Source organism: Pasteurella sp. XG20 (assembly GCF_018968665.1).
In the GTDB taxonomy this organism is placed as follows: domain Bacteria; phylum Pseudomonadota; class Gammaproteobacteria; order Enterobacterales; family Pasteurellaceae; genus Pasteurella; species Pasteurella multocida.
Map to the genome: position 1 here is coordinate 715,084 of NZ_CP076656.1, position 25,740 is coordinate 740,823.

A 25,740-nucleotide genomic window follows, 5' to 3' on the forward strand; every position below is an offset into this window, starting at 1 on the left:
GCTAAGGAGTTGAATAATGGAAAAAAAATTAGGAAAAGGATTCATTTTGATGGGTGTTTCCAGTACAGGAAAAACCTCGGTTGGCACAGTTGTCGCACAACGCTTAGGGATTAAACTCATTGACGGTGATGATCTTCATCCACGAGCTAATATCATTAAGATGGGGCAAGGGATACCATTAAACGATGAAGATAGAGCCCCTTGGTTAGAACGTATTCGTGATGCGGCATTTAGTTTAGAGCAGAAAAGTGAAGTTGGGATTATTATCTGTTCAGCGTTAAAAAAACAATATCGTGATTTGATTCGTGATGGCAATGATGTGAAGTTTATTTTTTTACATGGTCCTTTTGAATTAGTGTTAGAACGAATGAAGCAACGTAAAGGGCATTACATGAAACCAGAAATGCTAAAAAGCCAATTTGACACATTGGAAATTCCCCAAGCAGATGAGCCAGACGTCATTCATATCAGTATTGATGGGACGTTTGAACAAATAGTTGAACGTTGTGTTAAAGCAGTGATTCCTTTAATTCAAAAGTTATGAATATATGAAAAATGAGATTGTTTTTTCATCTTTTAGTTAATTAGTATTCTAACAATACAAGCAGTTATTGCAATATCTTGCAAAGTAGGACGTTTACGCTTGATCATGTTTTCTCAATGTCTTTTTTCTTTAACTGACGTATAATCAAACTAGATTATTGGTTAGGAGATCTGAAAATGCAAGCCAAAATTGAGCAAAATCTTACCGCACTTGAGCAGGAAATGAATGACACAATTGCTAGCACAGTGCGTTTAACCCAATACAGTCATGGCGCAGGATGCGGCTGTAAAATTTCGCCGAAAGTCCTCGAAAAGATTTTACACTCTGACATGGAAAAATGGGTAGATCCGCATCTTTTGGTGGGTAATGAAACTAAAGACGATGCTGCGGTTTATGAGATTGGTAATGGGATTGGTATCATTAGTACCACGGATTTTTTTATGCCTATTGTCGATGACCCATTTGATTTTGGACGTATTGCCGCAACAAATGCGATCAGTGATATTTTTGCAATGGGAGGGAAACCGATAATGGCGATTGCAATTTTAGGTTTCCCTATTAAATTATTGCCTCCTGAAGTGGCACAACGTATTGTTGACGGGGGGCGTTTTGCTTGTCGTCAGGCAGGGATTACGCTAGCAGGTGGACACTCGATTGATGCGCCAGAGCCGATTTTTGGTTTAGCTGTGACGGGGATAATTAACACAGATAAAGTAAAGAAAAATGCATCAGCGACGGCAGGTTGTAAATTGTTTTTAACAAAACCGTTAGGAATCGGTGTATTAACCACAGCGGAAAAAAAAGGCAAATTGAAAGCAGAACATCAAGGGTTAGCAACGGAAGTGATGTGTCAAATGAATACTATTGGTGCAAAATTTGCTGAGATAGCAGGCATTAGCGCCATGACAGATGTGACGGGATTTGGTTTATTAGGGCATTTAAGTGAGCTTTGTGAAGGCTCTGGAGTACGTGCCGAAGTGTATTTTGATAAGATAAAAACACTCGATGGTGTACAACGTTATATTGAAAAAGGCTGTATTCCGGGCGGTACTGAACGTAATTTTGAAAGTTACGGACACAAAATTGGAGCAATGAGCGATTTACAAAAAGCCATTTTATGTGATCCTCAAACATCGGGTGGGTTATTGATCGCAGTGGACGCAGACAGTGAACAACAAGTGTTGGAAATCGCTGCGGATGACGGCATTGAATTATTTGAAGTGGGGCGATTATTTGCCAAAGAACATGACAACCCAATTTTAATCACGGTGCTTTAAACTGACTATGAAAGTGAAAATCCCAAGTGAAAGACTTGGGATTTTTTTGTTATTTACTTGTTTGATTGAGTTTATTCAGAATCAAATTCGCCATCATTTGAATGTGTTCTGGGCATGCATTGAGCGCAGGAATGTAACGATATGAGATTCCACCATTAGCAAGGAAGATCTCTTTATTTTCTTCCTCAATTTCCTCTAGTGTTTCCAAACAATCTGCTGCAAAGCCAGGACAGATAACCGCCATTTTCTGAATATTCTGGCTCGGTGCTTGGGCTAGGAATTGGTCTGTATAAGGTTGTAACCATTCTTCTTTACCAAAGCGAGATTGAAAGGAAAGCCCCCATTGATTCTCAGTGAGTCCTAAACGGTCAATGACAGCCAACACGGTTTGTTTACAATGCTCGCGGTAATAATCCCCCATATTTTCATAACGCACAGGAATGCCATGGAAAGAGAATAACAAAAACTCATCCGGCTGGAAGTGCTCCTGAATCGTAGTAACTAAAGCTGCAATATAGTCCTCATTAGTATGATAAGAATGAATAAAATCAAAGGGTAAGACACCACGTTGTGTTTTTAGCACTTGAGCAAAGGCATCAAAGACCGCGCCTGTGGTTGAGCTACTATATTGTGGATAGAGTGGAAACACGATGAGGTTATCCACCTGCTGTGTGGATAAGCGTTGCATTGCTGATTTTATGGAGGGTTCTCCGTAAGTCATCGCGACTTCAACGACAATATTTTTTTCTTGTTGTTTAAAATAGGTTTGTAAAGCGTGTTGTTGTTCTCGGGTAATGGTTAAAAGCGGAGAACCTTGCTCAGTCCAAATTGAAGCGTAATTTTTGGCGACACGTTTAGCGCGTAACGGCAAAATAATCCCTTTTAATAAAGGAAACCATTTATAACGCGGTAAATCGACGACACGAGGATCAGTTAAAAATTGCCATAAATAACGAGAGATAGCCTTTGGTGTAGGGCTTTCTGGTGTACCTAAATTCACCAATAAAACCCCAGTTTTTGCTTTATTCATGATTCCCCACTGAAAGCGTTAAACGAGAAAGACAACAAAGTTGATCTTGCTGATCTTTGATTTCAATTTGCCAAACCTGTGTTCGTGTGCCTAAATGAATAGGTGTCGCTCTGGCTGTCACGATCCCTTGTTTGACTGGACGTAAGTGATTGGCATTGATTTCTAAGCCCAATACAAACTGGTTTTCAGTTATACAACAAAAACCCGCCATTGATCCAATTGTTTCTGCCAATGCAACTGAAAGGCCACCATGCAAAAATCCCATGGGTTGAATGGTACGTTGATCCACTGGCATAGTGGCTTCCAACCAGTTTTCCCCTTGAGCACTAAACTGAATGGCAAGGTGCGAAATAGCGGTGTTTTGGCTAAGCAAGTTCATTTGCTCAAGCGAATATTTTTTTTTCCAAATCATCTTATTTTAATAAACTGAGTAAGGCTTGTACGGGATGTTGAGGTTGCCATTTTTCTAAGCGCTTCACTTGACTACGGCAAGAATAACCCGTTGCTAAACAAAAGTGCGGATCTTTTCCGGCTAATTTTTTTGCCCATGATAAAGCATAAATATCTTTTGACATGGCTAAGTGTGCTGTTTCATGCCCAAAGGTCCCCGCCATACCGCAGCAACCGACATTTTCAATTTTCAATTCTTGTCCAAATAAGGCAAACAGTTGTTGCCACCCTTTGCCACTGTTGGGCAATGCGGTGGACTCGGTACAATGCGAAAATAAATACCATTGTTGCGTTGGATAAGTGCGGTCGGTTTTGGCAAAATTTTGAATCAGCGTTTGTAATTGTGTTTGCTGGCTTGTCAGCCACTCTTGTGACGTTAGGACTTCAAAGTCACCTCGCGCCTGACCTAAGATCTCTTTATATTCATCGCGATAAGTCAATACAATAGCAGGGTCAACTCCAACCATTGGTATCCCTAATTTCGCTAAACGTGATAAAACGTCCGCTTGATTTTGGGCGGTTTTCGCAAATCGGTTCAAGAAGCCTTTGACGTGTAACGCTTTACCGTTAGGTTTAAATGGCAACAGCACAGGTTTATAAGTCAGTTTCTGGAGTAGTGCAACAAAATCAGCGACAACCTTAGCGTCATAATAAGACGTAAAAGGGTCTTGCACAATCAGTACGGTACGCTGTTTTTCTTGTTCAGATAAGCGTTCTAATTGTTCCAGACTGTAAGCTTGGTAATCAATTTCGATTAATTGTTGTGCCAGTGACGGTTCTGAAAGTGTGGGTAAATCTACAATCCCTAAGACTTTCTCTGCTGCTATTTGAGCAAATTTAGAGGTCGTGAAGAAATTAAAAAATGCGGGTTTTTTTGCCATTAGCGGTGCCATATATTCGACATTGGCGATAACGTGATCTTTGGCAGAACGTAAATAACGACCATAGTAAAAATGGAAAAATTTAGCACGGAAATTCGGTACATCAATTTTAATTGGACATTGACTTGCACAGGCTTTACAGGCTAAGCAGGTATCCATTGCGGCTTTGACTTCATGGGAAAAATCATATTCACCACGCCATTTTTGCACAGTATTGCGTATTTTGGCGACAAAGTCGGTCATCTTGACATCGTGGTGGCGGAAGTTTAATTGCTCTGGCGTCACATTTTCATTCGCCAGTAAACGGAGCCATTCACGGATCATGCTGGCACGCCCTTTCGGTGAAAAGAGGCGATTTTTACTGATCTTCATCGATGGACACATTGCACTATGGACATCAAAGTTAAAGCATAACCCATTACCATTACAGTTCATCGCGCCATTAAATGTTTCACGCATTTGAATGGGGATTTGTCGATCATGATCAGCACGCATTGGTGAAAGAATAGAGTAGAGTTCTGCGTTGCTGTTTAAAGGTGTGCAGATTTTACCCGGATTTAAGCGGTTATCTGGGTCAAATAAAAACTTAATATAGCGCAATTCTTGCCATAACTCAGGAGTGAAAAAGGTTTCGCCATACTGTGAACGCATACCTTTACCGTGTTCCCCCCAAATTAAACCACCATATTTATGGGTCAGAGCGACCACTTGGTCAGAAATTTCTTTAAACAGTTTTACTTGCGCTTTATCACATAAATTTAAGGCAGGACGAACATGTAACACACCGGCGTCCACATGACCAAACATTCCGTAATCTAATTTGTGGGCATCCAATAGGGCACGAAATTCTGCAATATAGTCCGCCAGATGCTCAGGTGGCACACAGCTGTCTTCCACAAAAGGAATCGGCTTTGCCATCCCTTTCGCGTTGCCTAATAATCCCACAGCTTTTTTGCGCATCGCATAAATGCGTTCAATCGACGCTAAATCTGAGCAGACTTGATAGCCGATAATCGCATCTTGCTGATGAGTGATTTTTTTATCGAGTTCCGCACAAAGTGCCTGCACTTGTCGATGAATTTGCCCTTTATCGTTGCTAGCGTATTCCACGATATTGAGCCCTAGAATCGGGTTTTCTTCTTGTTCAGTCAACAATTCGCTGACGGAATGCCAAATAATATCCTGCTTAGCCAAGTTTAAGACTTTTGAATCAACGGTTTCCACTGAAAGTGCATTCGCTTTTACCATAAAAGGGGCATTGCGTAATGCCGCATCAAAGGAACTGTATTTCACATTAATTAAAGTACGATATTGTGGAATCGGTGTCAGATCGAGTGTTGCTTCACAAATAAAAGCCAAAGAGCCTTCTGAACCGGTTAAAATTCGAGTTAAGTTGAATTCACTTTCGTCATGATTAAAGACGTTTTTCAGATCATAGCCAGTAATAAAACGGTTTAATTGAGGCAAATCATGCAGGATTTGTGCTCGTTTTTGCTGGCAACGTTGGAAAATTTCTTGGTGTAAATATTGATGACTTTTGGACAGATGAGATTGAACCAAATTGTCAGCAAATTCTTCTGTTTTGAGCGCACCGGTTTCTAAAATCTCGCCATTCATTAACACCGCACGTAATCCCAAAACGTGATCAGAGGTTTTACCGTATTGTAAGGAGCCTTGTCCTGAAGCATCGGTATTGATCATACCGCCTAAGGTAGCACGGTTACTGGTAGAAAGTTCTGGCGAGAAGAATAAACCATAAGGTTTTAAAAATTGATTAAGTTGATCCTTGACCACACCCGCTTGTACTTTTACCCAACGTTGTTCTACATTCAGTTCTAAAATCGCTGTCATATGGCGAGAGAGATCAACAATAATATTATTGTTTAAGGATTGTCCGTTAGTACCAGTTCCACCACCACGAGGAGTAAACGTCAAGCTTTTATAGGCATGTTGTTGAGCTAGCTTGGTTAATCTGACCACATCTGCGATACTTTTAGGAAATAAAATTGCTTGTGGCAGTTGCTGATAAACACTGTTATCAGTGGCTAAACTTAAACGTTCCGCATAATGTGTGGAAATATCCCCTTCAAAGTGTTGTGCTTGTAAATCATTTAAATAAGCAGAAACAAGTGGTGTAAGCTGTGGGATATTTGTCAAACGAGGTAGCATATTAATCACTCTGTTAATTCAAAATAAAAGTTAATATTCGATTAATTGTTATAAGGGGGTCATTAGGTATATATCGTGTTCAGAGTTTAACATAGAGTCGTAGAATTTAGATGGAAATTTTTCACGAAAAAGGGGCTTTTGAGGTGGGAGAAAATCAGGTAAGCGTATAAAAAATAATATCGTTTGATTGTTTTTTGAACTATTTGCCTCTTTTTTGATTAAACTTTATACAGTGTTACTAAAAACAGTTTGACCTGACAATATTAAGGTAGGATAATATAGGTACTTTTGAATATTCCTTTAGCTTAAGTATTTAATTAAAGGAAAGAATTTGTCAAAAGCAATTAGGGCAAATTCCCCCATATCGATGTAAGGAATTAGACTGAGTAGATTAAAAAGAGTTCACTTTTAAGTCGAAAAAGTTTAAGATGAAAATGAACACAAATTGTTGTGTTCCAAGTTTTAATTAAAATTGCTTTAGCTAAAACTTGGTTTTAATTTTAAAGATGACTAAATTAAGAGGATCATCCAAATGAAAAAAACTGCAATCGCATTGACTATCGCTGCACTAGCCGCAGCTTCAGTTGCACAAGCTGCACCACAACCTAACACATTCTATGTAGGTGCTAAAGCAGGTTGGGCATCTTTCCACGATGGTTTAAATCAAGCTAAATATCTTGAAGCTGCTGACGCTACATTTGGCTTTAAACGTAATAGTGTTACTTATGGTGTGTTTGGTGGTTATCAAATCACTGATAATTTCGCAGTAGAGTTAGGCTATGATGATTTTGGTCGTGCTAAGTTACGTATAGCTGAAACAGATCAAAAAGCAAGAGATGTAGCAAAACATACTAACCACGGTGCACATTTAAGCTTAAAAGCAAGCTACCCTGTACTTGATGGTTTAGACGTTTATGCGCGTGTTGGTGCTGCATTAATTCGCTCAGATTACAAAGTGTATGATCATTCTGACCCTGCAAAATTACCACAGTTGAAGAGAACTCATAGCACGCAAGTATCTCCAGTATTTGCAGGTGGTTTAGAATATGCGTTTATGCCTGAGTTAGCTTTACGTGTTGAATATCAATGGGTAAATAATGTTGGTAAATTGAAAGATGTTGATGGCAATCGCGTAGATTACAGACCAGACATCGGTTCTGTAACAGCTGGTTTATCTTACCGTTTCGGTCAATCTGTTTATGTGCCAGAAGTTGTGAGCAAAACATTCACATTAAACTCTGATGTTACATTCGGTTTCGATAAAGCTGACTTAAAACCAGCTGCACAAAACGTGTTAGATGGTATCTACGGTGAAATCGCCCAGTTAAAATCTGCCTCTGTTGCAGTTGCTGGTTACACAGACCGTTTAGGTTCTGATGCATACAACTTAAAATTATCACAACGTCGTGCTGACACTGTGGCTAACTACTTAGTAGCGAAAGGTGTTGCACAAAACGCTATCAGCGCAACAGGTCACGGTGAAGCGAACCCTGTAACTGGTAACAAATGTGATTCAGTTAAAGGTCGTAAAGCTCTTATCGCATGTTTAGCTGACGATCGTCGCGTTGAAATCGCTGTTAAAGGTAACAAATAATTAATTTGTTAAACTTATAGCAAGAATATAAAAAGACCTAAACCTATGTTTAGGTCTTTTGTTTTATAAATTGATATTTTATTTGAGGAACAGAAAATGAAAAAGTGGATTGTTCTCATCATCGTGGCTATTGTAACGGGCTTTACGTTAATGGGGAGTTACAATGGTTTAGTCAAAGCAGAGGAAGAAATCGAATCAGTTTGGGCTAATGTCGAATCATCTTATCAACGTCGAGCGGATCTAATCCCTAATTTAGTCAATACGGTGAAAGGTCAGGCTGATTTTGAAAAAAATACTTTAACGCAAGTGATAGAAGCGCGAGCCAAAGCGACACAAACGAAAATTGACCCGGCGAATCTTTCCGAAGAACAACTTGCGAAATTCCAACAAAATCAAAATGAAGTGAGTTCAGCGCTATCACGTTTATTAGTGACAGTTGAGCAATATCCAACGCTAAAAGCCAATGAAGGTTTTATGAATTTACAAGCGCAATTAGAAGGGACAGAAAACCGTATCAATGTTGCACGTAATAAGTTTAACGAAGCAGCACGCGTGTATAATCAAAAAGTACGCCAATTCCCAACTAAATTAGTTGCAATATTATTTGGCTTCAAGGAAAAACCGTATTTTAAATCAGCTGAAGGTGCTGAAACTGCGCCTGTTGTCAATTTTAATTAATTTATTTCTACGAAAGAAGACAAAACATGCCGTTATTTTCAAAGATTCCTATTGATAAACAACAAGTTGAAAAAGCAATTTTTCAACTTGAAAAGCAAACTTCGGCTGAATTAAGGGTATATGTAGAACGTAAAATACCTCGTAAGGCACAAGTGAACACGGGGTTTGAACGAGCATTACAGATTTTTGATGAGCTCGGCATGCAAGCAACAGAAGCCCATAATGGCGTGTTAATTTACGTGGCTTTTCGCGCGCATCAGTGTGCGATTATTGGTGATCAAGGGATTCATCAATACGTTGGTGATGCATTTTGGCAACAACAATGTGATTTGATGATAAGCCATTTCCGCCAAAATGCGTATACGCAAGGAATTATTGTCGCCATTGACAATATCACTAAAGAATTAGCAAACTATTTTCCTATTCAACCAGATGATAAAAATGAACTGGATAATGAGGTAATTATCAATGGGTAAATGGCTAAAAAGTGCGGTGTTTTTTGTCACAATTTTGTGTGCTATGCCGGTATTTTCAGCACACTTTCCACCCGTACCAAATCCATTTCAATATGTGAATGATTATACCCATACATTATCAGACAATGATAAGGCGGTATTGGAGCGTAAACTGCGTCATTATGGGCAAGAAACCAGTTCACAGATTGCAGTGGTGATCATTCCTTCTACACAAGAGTATGATATTTCACAATATGCGTTTGAATTAGGGGATAAGTGGGGTATTGGACGTAAGCAATTAGATAATGGCGTATTAATGCTCGTAGCTAAGCAAGACCGCAAACTGTTTATTGCCGTAGGACAAGGTCTGGAGGGGGTATTACCCGATGCTTTCTTATCCCAATTAATTCGCAACCAAATTACACCGCACTTTAAAGAAGAACAATACGCGATGGGAATTCATCAAGGATTAGATTATCTCATTGCCGCAAGTAAAGGGGAGTTTGATGCGAGTCAAGTAGTGGAAGAAACATGGGAAGAGTATATTCCTTTCTTGATGATTGCTATTTTTGTCGCGTTTATCTTGTTCAATGAATTCTTACCCGGTGATTATGTGAGTCCAAGTCGTCATCAGTCGACATCACGTACATCTTCTTTACCACGTTACCGACGCCGCTCGGGTGGTAACGGTGGTTTTGGTGGCTTTGGTGGCGGTGGATCTGGTGGAGGATTCGGCGGAGGAAGTTTTGGCGGTGGCGGTGCCGGTGGAAGTTGGTGAGTAGTTGATTATTTTAGTCGGGTTATTGGTTGCGCTTTTTCTGTATGCTACAATAACACCGTTTCATTACTTTTGAGGAAAATTATGGAAACCTTAGATAAAATCAAAAAACAAATCAGTGAAAACCCTATTCTTATTTACATGAAAGGCTCACCAAAATTCCCATCATGCGGTTTCTCTGCACGTGCCGTAGAAGCCCTTATGCATTGCAAAGTGCCTTTTGGTTATGTGGATATCTTACAACATCCAGATATTCGTGCTGAGTTACCAGCTTATGCAAATTGGCCAACTTTCCCACAATTATGGGTTGATGGAGAATTAGTCGGTGGTTGTGACATTATTTTAGAAATGTTCCAACAAGGTGAGTTACAAACGCTATTAGCTGATGTTGCAGCAAAATATCCTCAGGAATAAACATCAAAAACCCGCGATAAGCGGGTTTTTGTTATTTGGTTTGTAATGCATTATTATGAAATTGATATGCAATATCAATGGAATTGAAATGATGCATAATGCCATTATGGAGAACCATCGCATTATCACAATATTCTCGAATTGCATTCGGGCTATGAGAAACTAAGATCAATGAACGATCTTTTCTTTTCTCAAATAACTCATATTTACACTTATCAGCAAAGCGTGCATCACCAACTGCAATAATTTCATCAATCAGATAACAATCAAATTCGATAGAAAGTGATAAAGCGAAAGCTAAGCGAGCTTTCATCCCTGATGAATAGGTCCGTACGGGCTCATATAAGTATTTACCTAGCTCAGAGAACTCTTCAGTAAAACGCTTTACATAATCGATATCTGCATTATAGATCCTCGCAATAAAACGTAAATTATCCATACCCGTTAAGCTACCTTGGAATGCACCACTGAAGCCTAATGGCCAAGATATGCTCATTTTACGTGTAATTTTTCCTGATGTAGGTGGTTCCACACCACTGAGTAAACGGATAAGGGTTGATTTCCCTGCCCCATTTTTTCCGAGGATACCGACTTTTTGCCCTTTTCTAAGTGAGAAACTCACATCGTCTAATACGGTATGCCACCCCGTACGATTAAGGTATTTTTTACAGACGTTTTCTACATAAATCATCGAGGCTCTATCCCTTTACTGAAGTGTGCAACCATTAATAACCCAATTAGTAGAAAAATTAAGTCACATAAAATGAGGAAATAAGGATTTTCTAGTGTAATAACAGAATCACCAAAGTACCCGTGTCTGAACATTTCTGAACCATGAATCATTGGCATCCAGAGTAAATATTCTCTCGCTTGTGGGGGGAGATTGTAAACAAAAAAGAAGGTGCCAGATAATGGCATCATCGCAAAGCTTAGTATTCCCCACAATTTACCGAATACTTCAATATGATGCGATATAGAACAAATAATAAAGCCAAATCCGATTGCAAATATCGCCATCAAAAACCATGCAAGTAGCATATAGAAAATATCCTGTGGCATAGGTATCCAATCCAGTGCAATACAAAAACTCATTAAAACGACTTGAGCAATGGTTGCACCGGATATTTCCAAGATCATCCTAGCAATTAACGTGTCAAGCACTCTGACATTACGATGATAGAGTAGGGTACTATTGGCAGAAACCGCACCAATCGCCCTATTTGATGCATTGCGCCACATCATCATCAACGGGTAGCCTGTGATCATGAATGCCATGATATTCAGGTTAGAAAATTGATCTGCGCGGAAGGTACTCCACAAGATCACAATTAGCCCTGTCATTAAGAGCGGTTCAACAAATAGCCATAAAAAACCGAGGTTCTTTCTGCCATAGCGTGTGATGATCTCTCGCATTAGGAGAGCGCCAATCACTCTATTTTGAATGATAAAAGCGTGTTTTAGTGTAGTTTGGTCATCGTATAACATTAATTTTTATGCTCTCGAATGCTAGCTAATAAGAGAAGAGTAATGCCATATAAAATTAAAGAAATAAATAACGTAGCAAGAATATTGTATAAACGGTAAGGTTCTAAGGCCAAATCGGGTTCATTAGGATAACTAATGATTTCTAAATACAATTGTTGGCGATCTGCCTCTGATCTGGCATTCTGTAATGACGTTATTGCAGTACCTAGCTGCTGCTGAGCGAGCGTATTATTCAGTACTAAACGTTGATATTCTGCAGTTTGTGTCACAATTGAATTTCCTCCACCTAACACTTGCTGTACTTGTTGTTGCATTTCTTTACGAATACTATTTGCTCGCGCAAGTAATGTTTGCACTTGAGGGTTATTTGGTGAAATAGAACGTACTTGGTCTAATTGTGTTTGAATCGTAATGAGCTCATTTTGCAATGTCGAAATTAAAGACAATTGCACTTCTGATTGAGACTGTAAATCGAATACCCCATTTTTAATACGGTATTCACTTAATGCAGAAGAAGTTTCTGTCACTTTTTTTTCTGCTTCACTGACTGCAAGTTCAGCAAACATAACCGTATCTTTTCGCGCACGCTCATTGAGGCGATTGATAAGATATTCACCTTGTTTTAACAATTCTTGGTTAATTTGTTGTGCTTCTTTCGGATCGAATGCTCGGATATTGAGCGTAGCAATGCCTGATACTGAATCAAAATTAACAGAAAGCTTTTTACTAAAGTATTGATAAAACGCTTCTTGTTCCGAGAAAATGTTTAGAGGATTAAAGCGGCTAAATAAATCACCTTTATCCTCATAAAACTGGCGGATAGGGATACTTTTTTCTAATAATTCTAGCGTAGAACGTGAACGCATGAATTCTTGTACAGTATAAGTATCATCTTGTGCGCGAGCAAAGCCAGAGCTTTGTAAGAGGGCTCCGACACTACTTAATGCGGCTTGATTTTTTGGCGTGCGCACAACAAAGCTCGATTGAGAAATATAAATATCAGAGGCCCATAAACTAAAATAAAAGAGTGAGCAACATGTTGGAAGTATTACCATGTATTTAAAGAGTGTACTTATTTTTCGAAATTTTCGGGACCATTTTTTAAATTGATTTTTTTGCATTTTTGTTTCGATCATTCTCTATCCTTATAAATTTTTAATTACATTAATATTATGAAGTGTACCCGTAACAGGAGAGGTGATAGAAAACACTAATTTTAAGAATTTTTGGAATTCTGCCATTGGTGCATTTGATACATAAACTAAATCTTTATCTTGAATAGGGAAACGTTGTAACCAAAACAACGCGTTTGGATTAAGTAGATTGATACTATAAACTGTTGGAATCTCCATGTCGTTATCATAGCCACGAGCTTTCCATTTAGTTTGTTCTGCGAGAGATAATTTATTAAATGGAATATAACGGAAGACAAAAACCCCTTTAGGATCAGCACGGTTATCTAATAGCCCACCCATTTCTCCGATGCCTTCTGCGAGTGTTAAGCCATTTGCAGAGAATTTCACCTGTTTATTCGTCCCGAGTGCACCTAATCCTGTGAAACTAAGAGGTTTATTCAGTAATGTAACGACATCATTTGAACGTAGCAGAATGTTTTCTTCAGGATGAGTGGCTAATTTTTCTAAGGAAAGCATTTTTACTTCTTTACCACGTGTAAGCTGAACGGAAATATCTTGTAGATTTTCTGTGGCACCGCCCACTGCGGCAATAGCATCAAGTACACGTTCCCCTTGTGATGTTAATGGCATTCTAACACTATTGCCTTGGCGGAGAATGGTGACATTTTTTGAGTTATTTTTATTTAAACGAACAATCACCTGAGGTTTATTTGCTAAGGAGGATAAAGCATGAGCAATATCTCTTTGAATTTGCTCTGGTGTTTTGCCTTTTACTAAGATAGGGCCTAAAAATGGGATTGTGATTTTTCCATTGCGTGCAACAATTTGTTCGGGTAATGTCGTGAGATTTGCACCGCCACTACCAGTTTGTGACAGAACACTGCCGAATAAAATAGCGGGTGCGGCTTCCCAAATCAACACATCTAATGTATCGCCAACATTAATGATATCTGCATAGTTGCTATTTTGCTGTTTGAATTGAGTAAAGGATTGCGATTGCTTTTGTTTAAACAAAGTGTGTGCTACTTTATCATTCATTTCAATCACATCAACACTTGGCAAGCTCTCATTTTGTGGTTTTTTTAACCCAATAATATGATTTTGAGAGGGTCCCGAAGTTGGCATGCTATGACAGCCAGCGAGGATGAGCGTTGTGATAAAAGAAATAGATAATGTTTTTATTGGTTTCATAATAATCTCTCTTAAGATTTAATTAATGATTGCATAAGAAATAACATCCATGATCGGATGTTGGTCATATTGAAAAAATTCTCGTTTAGGAGAGGAAGATAAAAGAGGGGCGTGTCCTCGCTGTAATTGTGAAATATGCCAGATATTCCATGCTTTCCAATATGCTTCACGAGGTAGGGAGACGCCATTGACATAGCCAGTACTTTGAGCTGTCATTAATGAATTTTCTCGATGTGCACCGAATGTCAAAGGTTTATTCACGGTGTAATAGCCTTTGTGTCCAAAAATTAATTTTAAGCGTGCATTAAATTCGCTATCTGCACCGATTCTTACCCAATCCCATAATGCAGTTTTTTCACACACTTCTTTTTTACGGAATAATGCGGAAGAAGGGTTTAAACGCATTAATGGATAAATAGTACGGGCATAAGGATTCCCTATTGGATCGAGCCTTACCCACTTAGAAAAAGTTACAATTAACTCTTTATGTTGTAATAAAGGAGCCACCTGAAGTGCCAATTTTTGTGGGTGTGCCCAATCATCGGAATCTTGACAAGTGATGAATTCGCCAGAGGCGTATTTAAGCCCAATATTTTTTGCGACATAAGTCCCGACATTTTCTTTTAAGCTAATGATTTTGATATTTTTATATTGCTTAGTATAAGCCTGGAGAATACTCATCGTATTATCTTGGCTATGATCATCAATAACGATAATTTCAATATTTGGATAGCTTTGATTGAACAATGAATTTAATGTGTTTTTTATACTTTTTTGACTGTTAAATGTCGTCACTAATATGGTAATTAAGGGGGCATTTAAGTAGGTGTTTGTGTCATTAACTATCGAATGACTGACTATATTATTAGTATTAGGTGGATCTTCTGTCTTTATCGTAGTTATTTCTCCAAGTTTATAAAAGTAAAGAAATTGATTAATGTTCTCTAATTTCTTGCTGTTTTCTTTTTCGACAAAATTCTGTAACAAACAGTAATGAGGTGTATTCTTTAACACACATGACGGCAACTTATTGAGTTCTTCTTTTAAACGAACAAAGTCTTTTAAATTCGCTAGTAATGAGAGATATAGCGCACGATAACGATATGTCTGTGGACATAATGTTGTTGCAATTTGGGGTGAATAAGCAAGTAATTGAGAAAGGATTAACTGCTTATTTTTGCTAAAATCAGTGCAAGTGATCAAACGACGTACCATTTCATCGTTATCATGATCGTGTCCACGAGCAATTAATCCTAACTGGAAAAAAACAGAGTGGCTCCATTTAGGATCAATCAGAAAGAGATCATAGAGTTTGAGTTGACAAATAACATAAGCCTGCTGGTTGATAGAAAGCTGGTTTATGTATTTAGCATAAAGTAAGGCATATTCTTTTTTGTGTAATAAAGATTGAATATGCACATACTTTTTTATGATTTTAAACAGGTTAAGCATCACCGCCAAAAATATCTCTTGTATAGATTTTATGGGAACATTGATTTAAATCGGGCTCAGAACGATTAGCGAGAATGACATCAGAGCGATTAATAAATTCAGAGAGTTGATTAATAACGGGGTAGTCCTCAAATGCCTGTTGATTTAAGGTTGGCTCATAAATCACAATCTCAACACCGTTTTCTTTGAGATGCGGCATAATATCGAGAATAGCAGAAGCTCTGAAGTTATCAGAACCTGACTTCATGATTAAACGATAAATACCAACAGTTTTAGGTTTCTTATTTAATACATCATGAGTAATGAAACGTTTTCTGGTTTCATTAGATTTGACAATGGCTTCAATGAGATTTTGAGGTACGTCAGCATAGTTAGCCAGTAACTGTTTAGTGTCTTTGGGTAAACAATAACCGCCATAGCCGAAACTTGGGTTATTGTAGTGTGTACCAATGCGAGGATCAGTAGAAATACCATTGATAATGTCTTTTGTATTTAAATGGTGAAGACTCGCATAAGTATCTAATTCATTAAAAAAGGCAACTCGCATTGCGAGATACGTATTTGCAAATAATTTAACAGCTTCGGCCTCAGTATTGTGTGTAAATAAAACAGTTACATCTTTTTTTCTGGCACACTGTGTTAACATATCGGCAAATACTTTTGCTTGATAAGAAGTACTGCCAACAATAATTCTGCTTGGATACAAATTATCGTAAAGGGCTTTTCCCTCTCTTAGAAATTCAGGTGAAAAGATAAGATTTGGGGTATTAAATTTCTCACGCATTTTTTCGGTAAAACCAACGGGAATCGTTGATTTTATAATAATCGTTGCTTGTGGATTGATTGAAAGGGTTTGTTCAATGACAGCTTCAACAGTGGATGTATTAAAATAACCTGTTTCGGTATTATAGTCTGTTGGCGTTGCGATGATGACAAAGTCTGCGTTTTTTAATGCCACTTCTTTATCTGTTGTTGCCATCATTGTCAGTGATTTATTTTGTAAGAAATCTTCGATTTCTTTATCTGTGATGGGCGATTTTTTATTATTAATTAAATCAACTTTATTTTGATCAATATCTAATAAGATCACATTGTGGTGTTGAGCTAATAATACTGCATTGGATAAACCAACATAGCCAGCCCCAGCAATTGTAATTTTCTTCATTTTTTATCCTTTATTTAAACTGCAAATATTATAGGATTTTATTTTTAATAAAATGCAAGTGTTTTATAGAGTTATACTATTAATAATGAACTTGTTAACAGGTATATTTTCTCCTCTTTTTGCACTTTCAATTTGTTCATTTGTCCATTGTAATTTTCGTTCCCAAGGCATATAAGTCAGGGTCGATGTTTTATTAAATACATGGCCGGTTTTCTTTTCTAAGATTAAAAGTGCAAATTGGAACCAAATATCCTCAGTGTTATATTCTGGCACACTATCAATTGACTGGCAGGATGTGATGACTTCTTTAATAATCGTCAGAAGCTCATGCGCTAGCGCATACGTCATAAACATACCTTGTGATGCCCCTTTCACATTCATACTTTTTAAGTCATTGTCATTAAAATAAGTTTTAATGAGCTTTTTAAATGGTGGATGCGCATTGATTTTCTCGATCCAATCATGTGTTAATGCTGAGAAATTCATGCCGACATCATATTTTTTCATATAAGCATAGCTGTCATTTTTAACGAATAGGCTGTCATGATTATCAAAAATGATGTATTCACAATTTAGATTTAACTGACTTAATTTATTAATATTACTTAAATGCGCCTCAGTTTTTATTAATCTATTACTCGTGTAATATGAGATATCATTATTTAGTAAAATATTCACTTGATGTTTATGATAGAAGGCTAGTATTTCTTTTTTGATATCTGGTGTAAGATGATTCTTATCAACATGTAGAACAATAACGAATATATTTTTATTATATTCAATAATATTGTTTAGTTTTTTCACTAAGCCGTTTAATGTATTGGGATAAAAAATACTGACTGCGATTTTGGCATCTTTATTCTGGATGATTTTAATATCTTTTAAGATATCAATCTCTTCTTGATATTCAGCGGTTTTATTGAAAATATACTTTCTACTTTCATCTAAATCATCAAATTCGTCATAATTATAATAAGTTATGCCTTGTCTATTTAATGACTGATTGACTACAACAAAATGGTTTTTCTTTTGAATGCCAAGTTTCTTAATTGATGTGTTATCACCATGTAATACGCGGTTATAGCAGATTTTATTAAGATGTTTAAATTTTCCAACTTCACTGAGTTTGAGGAACATGTCATAGTCTACGGCATTTTCAATTTTTTCATTGAATCCATCCGTTAAATGCCAAGCTCTAATCGTGAACATTCTAAAGTGGTGAGCAATCATAGCCGTTGTGAGTTTTTCTCGTGAAAATTCTGGCCAATTGTAACCATTAGCGATTAAGCTACCATCCGGATTGACGTTTCTATTAGTGGTATAAACACAAGCTAGCGTTTTATCTTTTAAAAATTCTTTTAAGCACAGTTCAACTGCATCAGGCTCAAGATAATCATCTGAATCTAACTGCCCAATGTAATAACCTTTAGCAAAAGAAACGGCTGCATTTGATGCTGAGGCTATTCCGCCATTTGGTTTAGACATGATGCGTACCCTAGGATTATTACCATAAAGCTTATTGATCACTTCTAAGGTATTATCTGTTGAACCATCGTTACAAATACAAACCTCGAGATCAACAACAGTCTGATTCAGTGCACTATCTACGCAACGTTGAATATAGTTTGCACAGTTATAAGCTGGGATATAAATTGAAACTAAAGGTACTCTATTGATATGCGAATCTTCTATTGGTAAAAGTTTTCTATAGATATAAGGGACCTTTTCTCTCATAATATCGAGCGTAATATTTTTTCCCGCTTCACGATCGGTTTCATTTTCTTTACCTGGTGGCTCTTGATGGTAGGCCATAATGCCATCAATAGTTTTAAAGAAACTACCGTAACGGAATAAGCGATATCCAAATTCCACATCTTCTCCACCCCAGTGATTGAATTCCTCATCAAAGAAACCGGATTTATTTAGCCATTTTTTAGCGAAAGCAACATTACCCGCCGCAAAAAAGCGGAAAGGCGAATCGGATAAGCGGAGATTTTCTGTTTTTTCGAATTGTTCTAAGCGCCAATCCAGAGAAACTGTTCCTTCCCCTTTTGCGGCAACACTATTATTGGTTTTCACTTCTGGTAATGATTCAAGCAAACTCGCGTTATTTAAGAAGTCTTTTGGGTCAATATGTTGTGTATCGATGTATTTTCTTGGACCAATGATTGTTAAATCATCATCTTCTAATAGCTCTGCAACATAAGAATGAACCCATAATGGATTTGGCGCCATATCACAGTCGAGTAAGCCAATAAAGTCATATTTTGCTAAGCGTAATCCCATATTCCGAGCGGCACTGGCTTGAAAACCGTTATCTTTTTGTCTGACGTAGCGAATATCCAATTTATTTTCATATTGGCGAATGATCGGTGATAGATCTTCCTGACTACCATCATCTGTCACGATAACTTCAAACGGGTAATGTGTTTTTTGGTTTACTAAACAGGCTAATGTAATCGATAAAATTGCTGGTCGATTGAATGTTGTAACGATAATAGAAAGACCAACATGTTGATGTTCAGGTTTTATGCCAAGTCTTTTCTTTCGCTTTTTGTACCATGTAAAATCATTAACATGATCAGGTAAAGGCGCTAAAACCAGATCTTTGGGAAAATCTTTTGGTACAAGGGCGACCGCTCTTACCTCCGCATTTTCAGATTTCTTCTCAGTGAGCAATTTCCATTTATTTTTTAACGTGTTTTTTTCCGAGTCAGAAAGTACTAATTTTTTTACGTTGGAAAGTAACAGTTGTGTTGCAATATCTAACGGACTATCGCAAACATTGACTTTTTCTTCTTTATTTACAGAAAGATGTGCTGAATTAACAGAAGGATGTGCTGAGAGTTTTTCTTTGCATTTGGTAATTTGAAATTCAACAATTTTCCGTCCATAGATTTCCGCCGACTTTTCAAATAATTTGAGTGCTAATTGATAGTCATTGCTGTTATATGCTTTTATTGCTTGTGATAATGTATTCATTTTCTGTCCTTAAAAAATTAACTTTGCTTGAATTGTTTACCTTCTTTAATCAGTTTGTAAGGGAGAGTAAGCCACTTAAACGGATTTTTGATTTCTTGTAAAAAGATGACACCCAATTTATAAGATAAATGGCTTTTAATGCGGTTTGCTTTATGCGCGTCTTCATACTCGTGAATTGGTGGGAGGGTATTCCATTCGTACTTTTTCATCTCTTTTTTAAAACGCAAATAAGTGCAAAATAAGATAAGGGGAAGAAAAATGAGACCAAATAGACTTCTTCCATGTCTTTGTATTTTGTAACCTAGTCGATAAGTTAATTGGTTTTTTATGCGATCAGCTGCACCGTAAAGGCGTGGTTTAGCTTTTAATACTTGATTGTCAATATAAAGTTTTTCTAATTCTTCTTGAATGAGTTGGAGTTGAGCTAATAACACTTTATTTTCATTTTCTAAAGACTCAGATACTTGGGTTTTTTGGCTGTTTTCTGTTTCTAATAATGCTTTCTTATCCGATATGGCTTTTAGCTCTTGTTCAAGTTCTTGTTTTCTTTTATTGACTTCCTGAAATTTTTCTTGCATATCTTCTTGTACGGAAATATTTTCATTAAAAATTATCTTGAGCGCTTCAATTTCATCTTGATGCGTTTTGAGAGCTTTTTCTTTATCCGACAAGGTTTTCTTGGTTAAGTGGTATGCTTCATCAATTTTAATTTTTTCTTCTTTAATCTTTGTATTTTCACTTTTTATGCAAGAAATCTCTTTTTCTTTCTCAGAAAGTATTTTGCTCATTGATTGAACAGATGCAGTGAGTTTTACTTTTTCAGATTTGACTTTTCTATTTTCATCTTTAATTTGTTCGATTTCTTTTTGTGTTTCTGACAGTTTTTGTTCCGTCAATTGATATTTCTCTGTAACCTCTAATTGACGTTCTTTTATTGTGCTAAGTTCTAATTCTTTTTCATGTTGATATTGATTTGCATCGACTTGTTTTTGAATCATATCTTTCCATGCAAGGAGAGCAAAATCGGCATCATTTACTAATTTTTGTTCTGAAATATAAGGCAGATCAGCATGCGACTGTAATTCTTCATATACCTGCGTAACAGTAGGAGAATTTTTTATAATTTGGCTAACAATAAAGTTAGACAGTGGACATTCTTCTTGGTGAGATAAATCTTGGTTTACTTCAATAATTTCCATCTCTTTATTTAGAGAAGGTTCATTCAGTTTTTTGACTAATGCATCAGGTGCAGAAATATGTTTATAAATTTCAGACAGTGATGTTTTTTTCGTATTTTGGAGTTGTTGTGTATTCAGTAATACACTACGATCTTTATATTTATTAAAGTAAGTTATGATTTTTTCATTGTAGGTTTGCCACTCTTCAAATTTTTCTTGTACGGTGTGTTTATCTAATTTGAGAGCTTCTTCTAAGCTATGATATTGGAATAAATTTTCTGGCTTATCATAAACAAAGACGAAATGAATGTTTGGGTCAAGGTTAGCCCAATAATCTAATATTTGAATTGCATTAGGATCAGACCATCCCCAAAAATTTTGCTCGATATTCGCGAGCATCAAATCGAGAGATAAGTTATCCCAGATGCTCGAAGTCGTTTGTATTGTGTTCGTTTTAGCGTGCTTATGAGATTTATTTTTGGCTGAATTCCCTTTTTTTATTTTGCTTTTCTTATTAGAAAGTAAAGATACATTTTTAGGTGTGTGCTCAAGACTTGGTAATACTTTATTAAGCACATGGCCAATTTCGATGGGGGACATTTTTTCACGTTTTGATGGAAGCGGGGGATTCATCCCATAACATTGAAAAACCTTTTCAACATCTTGATAGTTAGACTGTTTATGTCCAATGATAATAACCTTTTTCATATCTTTATCTCTAATTTACAGCTGGAGAAAAATTTTGGTGCCGAATTCTAGCATTATATTTAAAATATAATCTATATTTTTAATTTAAATAAATCTAAATGTGATTTTGTTTGATTATTTGTTGCGCTAGGTGTTTATTTATTAATTAATATTTGGATTATAATTGTTCTTTTGTCTCGAGTGATTTATTTTTGGTCTATTTTAGAGGTTGATATATCGTTATTATATTAATCCGTTTTTTATTTGCTCAGTATTAGTTTGTTTTTTACCTTGTTTGTTTATTATTTGTTTTATTAAGTTGAGGTTGTTTAATATTTAATGATTAACTAGTCATGTTTAATATATGATATGTCAACTTTATATGACTATATTAGATTAAATATGTATCAAGAGTTTCTTATTTTTTCTAAAGGGATGTTAAAAATTCCTTATTTAAGCGGTTTTTTTACCCAACGCTTGAAAATGTTCTCTCCATTTGTCACATGGAAAAAGGAGAGAACATGTATTTTAGAATGGGGATATAAAGCATCATCAAAGAAAGCGAGGCATTTTGCACAACAACATGATTTACCTTATGCGACGATAGAAGATGGTTTTTTACGTTCTATTGGACTGGGTGTGGATGGGTATCCACCTTTCTCATTAGTGTACGATGATATTGGTATTTATTATGATATCAATCAGCCTTCTCGTTTAGAAAACTTAATTCTTTCTCAAGATGTATTACTTCAGGAAAAAGTCGATCAAGTTGAATATGCAATTGAATTAATTTGTACACATAACCTTTCCAAATATAACCACGCTATTGATACACCTTTACAGAATACGAAGAGGCCGATTGTCTTAGTCGTTGATCAAACATATGGCGATATGGCAGTTACTTTCGGGAATGCCGAGCAGAGTGATTTTCTACATATGTTAGAACGTGCGATTATTGAAAATCCAACAGCAGAAATCTGGTTAAAAACCCATCCTGATGTAATGTGTGGTAAAAAACAAGGCTATTTAACGGAATATCAGCAATTTCCAAGAGTAAAAGTATTATCAGAAGATTTTAATTCTATCTCACTACTAAAGCATGTTGATAAAGTTTATTGCGTGACATCTCACACTGGGTTTGAGGCCCTTTTGTTAGGAAAAACTGTCGTGACTTTTGGGGCTGCCTGGTTTTCTGGTTGGGGATTGACGGATGATCGGCATGCGTATATTCGTCAGCTAAAACAGAGTAAGAGAAGAGCGAAGCGTTCATTGTTGCAGTTATTCTATGCTGCTTATTTTCAATATTGTCGTTATATTAATCCTAATACGGGTAAATCAGGCACATTGTTTGATGTCATTGATTATCTGATTCAAGCAAAAAAAGTAACCAATCAGTTAGCTGGTGATATTTATTGTGTGGGTATGCGCTTTTGGAAACGTAAAGTGGTTCAACCCTTTTTTCAATTTCCACGCTGTCGTTTACATTTTGTGCTGAATGTGCATGAGCTAAAGCGATGTATTCACGAGAAATCTCAGGCTAAAATAGTGGTGTGGGGACATTCACATATTGAAGTGGTTGAATATGCCAAGCAACAGCAACTTCCTCTTTTGAGAATGGAAGATGGTTTTTTACGTTCAGTTGGGTTAGGGTCTAATTTAACGCCACCGATATCATTAGTTTTAGATGACGTTGGCATTTATTTTGACGCCCAATCTCGTTCCCGATTAGAGGATATTCTACAGCATCAATCCTTTACTCTAAAGGATTTACAGCGCGCAGAAACGTTAAAGAAAACACTGATTGAGCAACATATTGGTAAATATAATGTGGGACATACACACTTATGCCTAACACACATCAGACAAAATAAACTTTTAGTTGTGGGACAAGTGGAAAATGATGCTTCAATTCAATATGGTTCACCGCGTATTCGTACTAATGCAGAGTTATTATGTACGGTCAGAAAAAATAATCCCCAAGCCTATATTATTTATAAACCTCATCCTGATGTGGTTGCAGGCAATCGTAAAAACACAGATCGTCTAGATGATTATCGACAGTATGCTGATTTCGTGGTTGAGAAAGCCAATATATTGGATTGCATTAACCAAGTGGATGAAGTGCATACGATGACCTCTTTAGCGGGGTTTGAAGCGTTACTGCGCGAGAAAAAAGTACATTGTTATGGCTTGCCTTTTTATTCTAACTGGGGGCTAACAGTGGATCATCTTTCTCTAAACCGAAGAAGTCGGAAGTTAAGTCTTTTAGAATTAATTGCTGGCGTGCTGATTTATTACCCACAATATATTGACCCAAAAACAAAAACAATGATCGATGTGCAGCGAGCGGTTGATATTCTGATCGAGCAACGTCGAAAAATAAAAAATAATAAATTACATACAAATTATTTTATGAATATTTTTATGAAATTAAAAAATGTTTATTCTGTTTTGAGGTAGTGTCTTAATATGGATGTGCTTAAGCATAATTTAGATGAATTACTTGAATCATCAACGAACTATTTATTATTACAAGGTCCAATTGGTCCTTTTTTTACAGAACTGTCAGCATGGCTAAAAACGTTTCACAAACAAGTATTTAAAATAAATTTTAATTCTGGTGATGAGGCTTTTTATCCTAATTCTATTCCTCAGACTTTTGCCTACCAGGGACAGTTAGATCAGTTTGACCAGTATCTTCGTTTTTTTTGTCACCAACATTCGATTGATGCGATTATTTGTTTTGGTGATACACGGGCTTATCATCGCATTGCTAAAATCGTTGCAGATAAACAGAAAATTTCGTTTTGGGTTTTTGAAGAAGGCTATTTAAGACCAGAATATGTAACCCTAGAAAAAGGGGGCGTTAATGATTATTCGCAATTACCTCGTCATGCTAACTTCTTTTTATCACAAGCCGCGTGTTGCTCGGAGATCTCGGCACCGGAAAAATTAGCAAAAGGCTTTATTCCATTGGCAACTATTGCGATAAAATACTATACCAAAGCCTACTTTAATCAACATAAATATCCTGATTATCAACATCATCGTATTTTAGATTTGAAATATTATATTAAGTTATGGCTAACTTCAGGAATAAAAAGAGCTTACTATTATTGGCAAGATCGTTCTTTTGGGAAGAAAGTAGCCGAGGGTAAATTAGGGGATTTTTTCCTCGTGCCTTTGCAAGTGTATGATGATAGTCAAGTGAGAATACATTGTGACTATGAAAGTGTTGACGCTTTTTTAAAGGAAATCTTGGAGTCATTTATTCATCATGCTCCGAGCGCACTTAATTTGATTATCAAGCATCACCCAATGGATAGGGGATTTGTCGATTATGGGCATGTAATTAAACAATATAAAACACAATATCCCGCGTTTAAAAAGCGAATCTTTTATGTTCATGACGTTCCGACACCCATTTTATTGAGAAAAGGGAAGGGAATGATTACCTTAAATAGTACAAGTGGAATTTCTGCCTTGTTACACCGTATGCCAGTTTTGACCTTAGGCAGAGCAAGTTACAACTTTGAAGGATTAACTTATCAAGGTAATTTGCACAGTTTCTGGCATAATAAGGGATTGCCAGAGGCGAAAGTGTTTGAAGCATATCGAAAGTATCACTTATCTAAAACACAGATTAATGGGAGTTTCTATAGCAAAGTCATTTTACGCTATCCTTATAATCAATAACTATTTTAACCTTTAAGTTCAAACTAGAGAAAATTATGTCTTTACAATTTAATACCGTCGCCTTATTACTGGTGGTTTTAATTTTACTGGGCGTACTCAGTAATAATAGTTCCGTCACCATCTCTGCTGCAATTTTGTTATTGATGCAGCAAACTTTTTTAGCCAAATATATTCCTTTTATGGAAAAGCACGGCATCACATTGGGTATTATTATTTTGACGATTGGCGTGCTAAGTCCGATTGTGTCAGGTAAAATTCAGCTACCGCATTTGGCGGTTTTTCTAAATTGGAAAATGTGGCTTGCTGTTGCCGTTGGATTATTAGTGGCTTGGTTAGGCGGGCGTGGTGTTGGATTAATGGGCGCACAACCTGTATTATTAACTGGATTATTGGTAGGGACCATTCTTGGTGTTGCTTTTGTTGGCGGTATTCCAGTTGGACCGTTAATCGCCGCGGGGATCTTATCTTTATTCTTAGGAAAATCTTAAAATTATTGTT

Annotated in this window: 21 protein-coding genes; 10 read left to right on the forward strand and 11 right to left on the reverse strand. The window is 36.7% G+C overall.

Annotation, left to right across the window (positions count from 1 at the left end; all coding sequences use genetic code 11):
* The first annotated feature begins 16 nt into the window (after nucleotides 1-16).
* On the forward strand, nucleotides 17-544 hold the full coding sequence (locus KPF51_RS03250; protein WP_005754220.1) for a gluconokinase: 528 nt from the start codon (nucleotides 17-19) through the stop codon (nucleotides 542-544).
* A gap of 221 nt (nucleotides 545-765) precedes the next feature.
* Nucleotides 766-1,821 carry a selenide, water dikinase SelD gene (selD, locus tag KPF51_RS03255; RefSeq protein WP_042742611.1) on the forward strand — a complete coding sequence of 352 codons (1,056 nt, stop codon included), beginning with the start codon at nucleotides 766-768 and terminating at the stop codon, nucleotides 1,819-1,821.
* A gap of 49 nt (nucleotides 1,822-1,870) precedes the next feature.
* On the opposite strand, the gene hemH is transcribed toward selD, so the two are convergent.
* From hemH to KPF51_RS03270, 3 genes are read right to left on the reverse strand one after another with little or no spacing between them, the layout of a single operon-like run.
* The gene (hemH, locus tag KPF51_RS03260; protein WP_061406147.1) at nucleotides 1,871-2,851 is read right to left on the reverse strand and encodes a ferrochelatase; all 981 of its coding nucleotides are present in this window, start codon (nucleotides 2,849-2,851) and stop codon (nucleotides 1,871-1,873) included.
* Complete coding sequence (locus tag KPF51_RS03265; protein WP_005754218.1) at nucleotides 2,844-3,263, reverse strand: hotdog fold thioesterase; 420 nt, start codon at nucleotides 3,261-3,263, stop codon at nucleotides 2,844-2,846. Before KPF51_RS03265 ends, hemH begins: the two co-directional genes overlap by 8 nt.
* A gap of 1 nt (nucleotide 3,264) precedes the next feature.
* Nucleotides 3,265-6,351, reverse strand: coding sequence for an FAD-binding and (Fe-S)-binding domain-containing protein (locus KPF51_RS03270; RefSeq protein ID WP_061406146.1), 3,087 nt, complete (start codon nucleotides 6,349-6,351; stop codon nucleotides 3,265-3,267).
* A gap of 532 nt (nucleotides 6,352-6,883) precedes the next feature.
* Between KPF51_RS03270 and ompA the strand changes: the two genes are divergently transcribed.
* From ompA to grxD, 5 genes are all read left to right on the forward strand, one after another.
* Nucleotides 6,884-7,945, forward strand: a complete 1,062-nt coding sequence (gene ompA / locus KPF51_RS03275) for a porin OmpA (RefSeq protein WP_061406145.1) — start codon at nucleotides 6,884-6,886, stop codon at nucleotides 7,943-7,945.
* Nucleotides 7,946-8,041: 96 nt separating this feature from the next.
* Complete coding sequence (locus KPF51_RS03280) at nucleotides 8,042-8,623, forward strand: LemA family protein (protein WP_005722401.1); 582 nt, start codon at nucleotides 8,042-8,044, stop codon at nucleotides 8,621-8,623.
* Between the two features lie 26 nt (nucleotides 8,624-8,649).
* A complete protein-coding gene (locus KPF51_RS03285) occupies nucleotides 8,650-9,099 on the forward strand; it encodes a TPM domain-containing protein (RefSeq protein ID WP_005756861.1) in 450 nt (149 codons plus the stop codon).
* Nucleotides 9,092-9,856 (forward strand): YgcG family protein, encoded by a 765-nt coding sequence (locus tag KPF51_RS03290; RefSeq protein ID WP_005756859.1) that lies wholly within the window; start codon nucleotides 9,092-9,094, stop codon nucleotides 9,854-9,856. Before KPF51_RS03285 ends, KPF51_RS03290 begins: the two co-directional genes overlap by 8 nt.
* Before the next feature lie 84 nt (nucleotides 9,857-9,940).
* Complete coding sequence (grxD, locus tag KPF51_RS03295) at nucleotides 9,941-10,270, forward strand: Grx4 family monothiol glutaredoxin (protein WP_005722395.1); 330 nt, start codon at nucleotides 9,941-9,943, stop codon at nucleotides 10,268-10,270.
* Nucleotides 10,271-10,301: 31 nt separating this feature from the next.
* Here grxD and KPF51_RS03300 read toward each other — a convergent pair whose 3' ends face one another.
* The 8 genes from KPF51_RS03300 to KPF51_RS03335 form a co-directional block, all read right to left on the reverse strand.
* On the reverse strand, nucleotides 10,302-10,961 hold the full coding sequence (locus KPF51_RS03300; protein WP_005716581.1) for an ABC transporter ATP-binding protein: 660 nt from the start codon (nucleotides 10,959-10,961) through the stop codon (nucleotides 10,302-10,304).
* On the reverse strand, nucleotides 10,958-11,755 hold the full coding sequence (locus KPF51_RS03305) for an ABC transporter permease (protein ID WP_005754209.1): 798 nt from the start codon (nucleotides 11,753-11,755) through the stop codon (nucleotides 10,958-10,960). Before KPF51_RS03305 ends, KPF51_RS03300 begins: the two co-directional genes overlap by 4 nt.
* Nucleotides 11,755-12,891, reverse strand: coding sequence for a capsule biosynthesis protein (locus KPF51_RS03310; protein ID WP_061406144.1), 1,137 nt, complete (start codon nucleotides 12,889-12,891; stop codon nucleotides 11,755-11,757). Before KPF51_RS03310 ends, KPF51_RS03305 begins: the two co-directional genes overlap by 1 nt.
* A gap of 9 nt (nucleotides 12,892-12,900) precedes the next feature.
* Nucleotides 12,901-14,082, reverse strand: coding sequence for a polysaccharide biosynthesis/export family protein (locus tag KPF51_RS03315; protein ID WP_061406143.1), 1,182 nt, complete (start codon nucleotides 14,080-14,082; stop codon nucleotides 12,901-12,903).
* Between the two features lie 18 nt (nucleotides 14,083-14,100).
* On the reverse strand, nucleotides 14,101-15,534 hold the full coding sequence (locus KPF51_RS03320; RefSeq protein WP_061406142.1) for a glycosyltransferase family 2 protein: 1,434 nt from the start codon (nucleotides 15,532-15,534) through the stop codon (nucleotides 14,101-14,103).
* A complete protein-coding gene (locus KPF51_RS03325; RefSeq protein WP_014326099.1) occupies nucleotides 15,527-16,699 on the reverse strand; it encodes a nucleotide sugar dehydrogenase in 1,173 nt (390 codons plus the stop codon). The genes KPF51_RS03320 and KPF51_RS03325 overlap by 8 nt, the downstream gene beginning before the upstream one ends.
* 63 nt (nucleotides 16,700-16,762) lie before the next feature.
* Nucleotides 16,763-19,681 carry a glycosyltransferase gene (locus KPF51_RS03330; RefSeq protein ID WP_016504510.1) on the reverse strand — a complete coding sequence of 973 codons (2,919 nt, stop codon included), beginning with the start codon at nucleotides 19,679-19,681 and terminating at the stop codon, nucleotides 16,763-16,765.
* Between the two features lie 17 nt (nucleotides 19,682-19,698).
* Entirely contained in the window at nucleotides 19,699-21,567 is a 1,869-nt protein-coding gene (locus tag KPF51_RS03335; protein WP_211599575.1) for a protein HyaE, read from the reverse strand.
* Nucleotides 21,568-21,948: 381 nt separating this feature from the next.
* Between KPF51_RS03335 and KPF51_RS03340 the strand changes: the two genes are divergently transcribed.
* The 3 genes from KPF51_RS03340 to KPF51_RS03350 are packed head-to-tail and all read left to right on the forward strand — an operon-like array spanning nucleotide 21,949 to nucleotide 25,730.
* Nucleotides 21,949-24,006 carry a capsular polysaccharide biosynthesis protein gene (locus KPF51_RS03340; RefSeq protein ID WP_061406140.1) on the forward strand — a complete coding sequence of 686 codons (2,058 nt, stop codon included), beginning with the start codon at nucleotides 21,949-21,951 and terminating at the stop codon, nucleotides 24,004-24,006.
* Nucleotides 24,007-24,015: 9 nt separating this feature from the next.
* The gene (locus tag KPF51_RS03345; RefSeq protein WP_061406139.1) at nucleotides 24,016-25,242 is read left to right on the forward strand and encodes a capsule biosynthesis protein; all 1,227 of its coding nucleotides are present in this window, start codon (nucleotides 24,016-24,018) and stop codon (nucleotides 25,240-25,242) included.
* Nucleotides 25,243-25,277: 35 nt separating this feature from the next.
* Nucleotides 25,278-25,730, forward strand: a complete 453-nt coding sequence (locus KPF51_RS03350) for a DUF441 domain-containing protein (RefSeq protein ID WP_005716569.1) — start codon at nucleotides 25,278-25,280, stop codon at nucleotides 25,728-25,730.
* The last annotated feature ends 10 nt before the right edge of the window (nucleotides 25,731-25,740 follow it).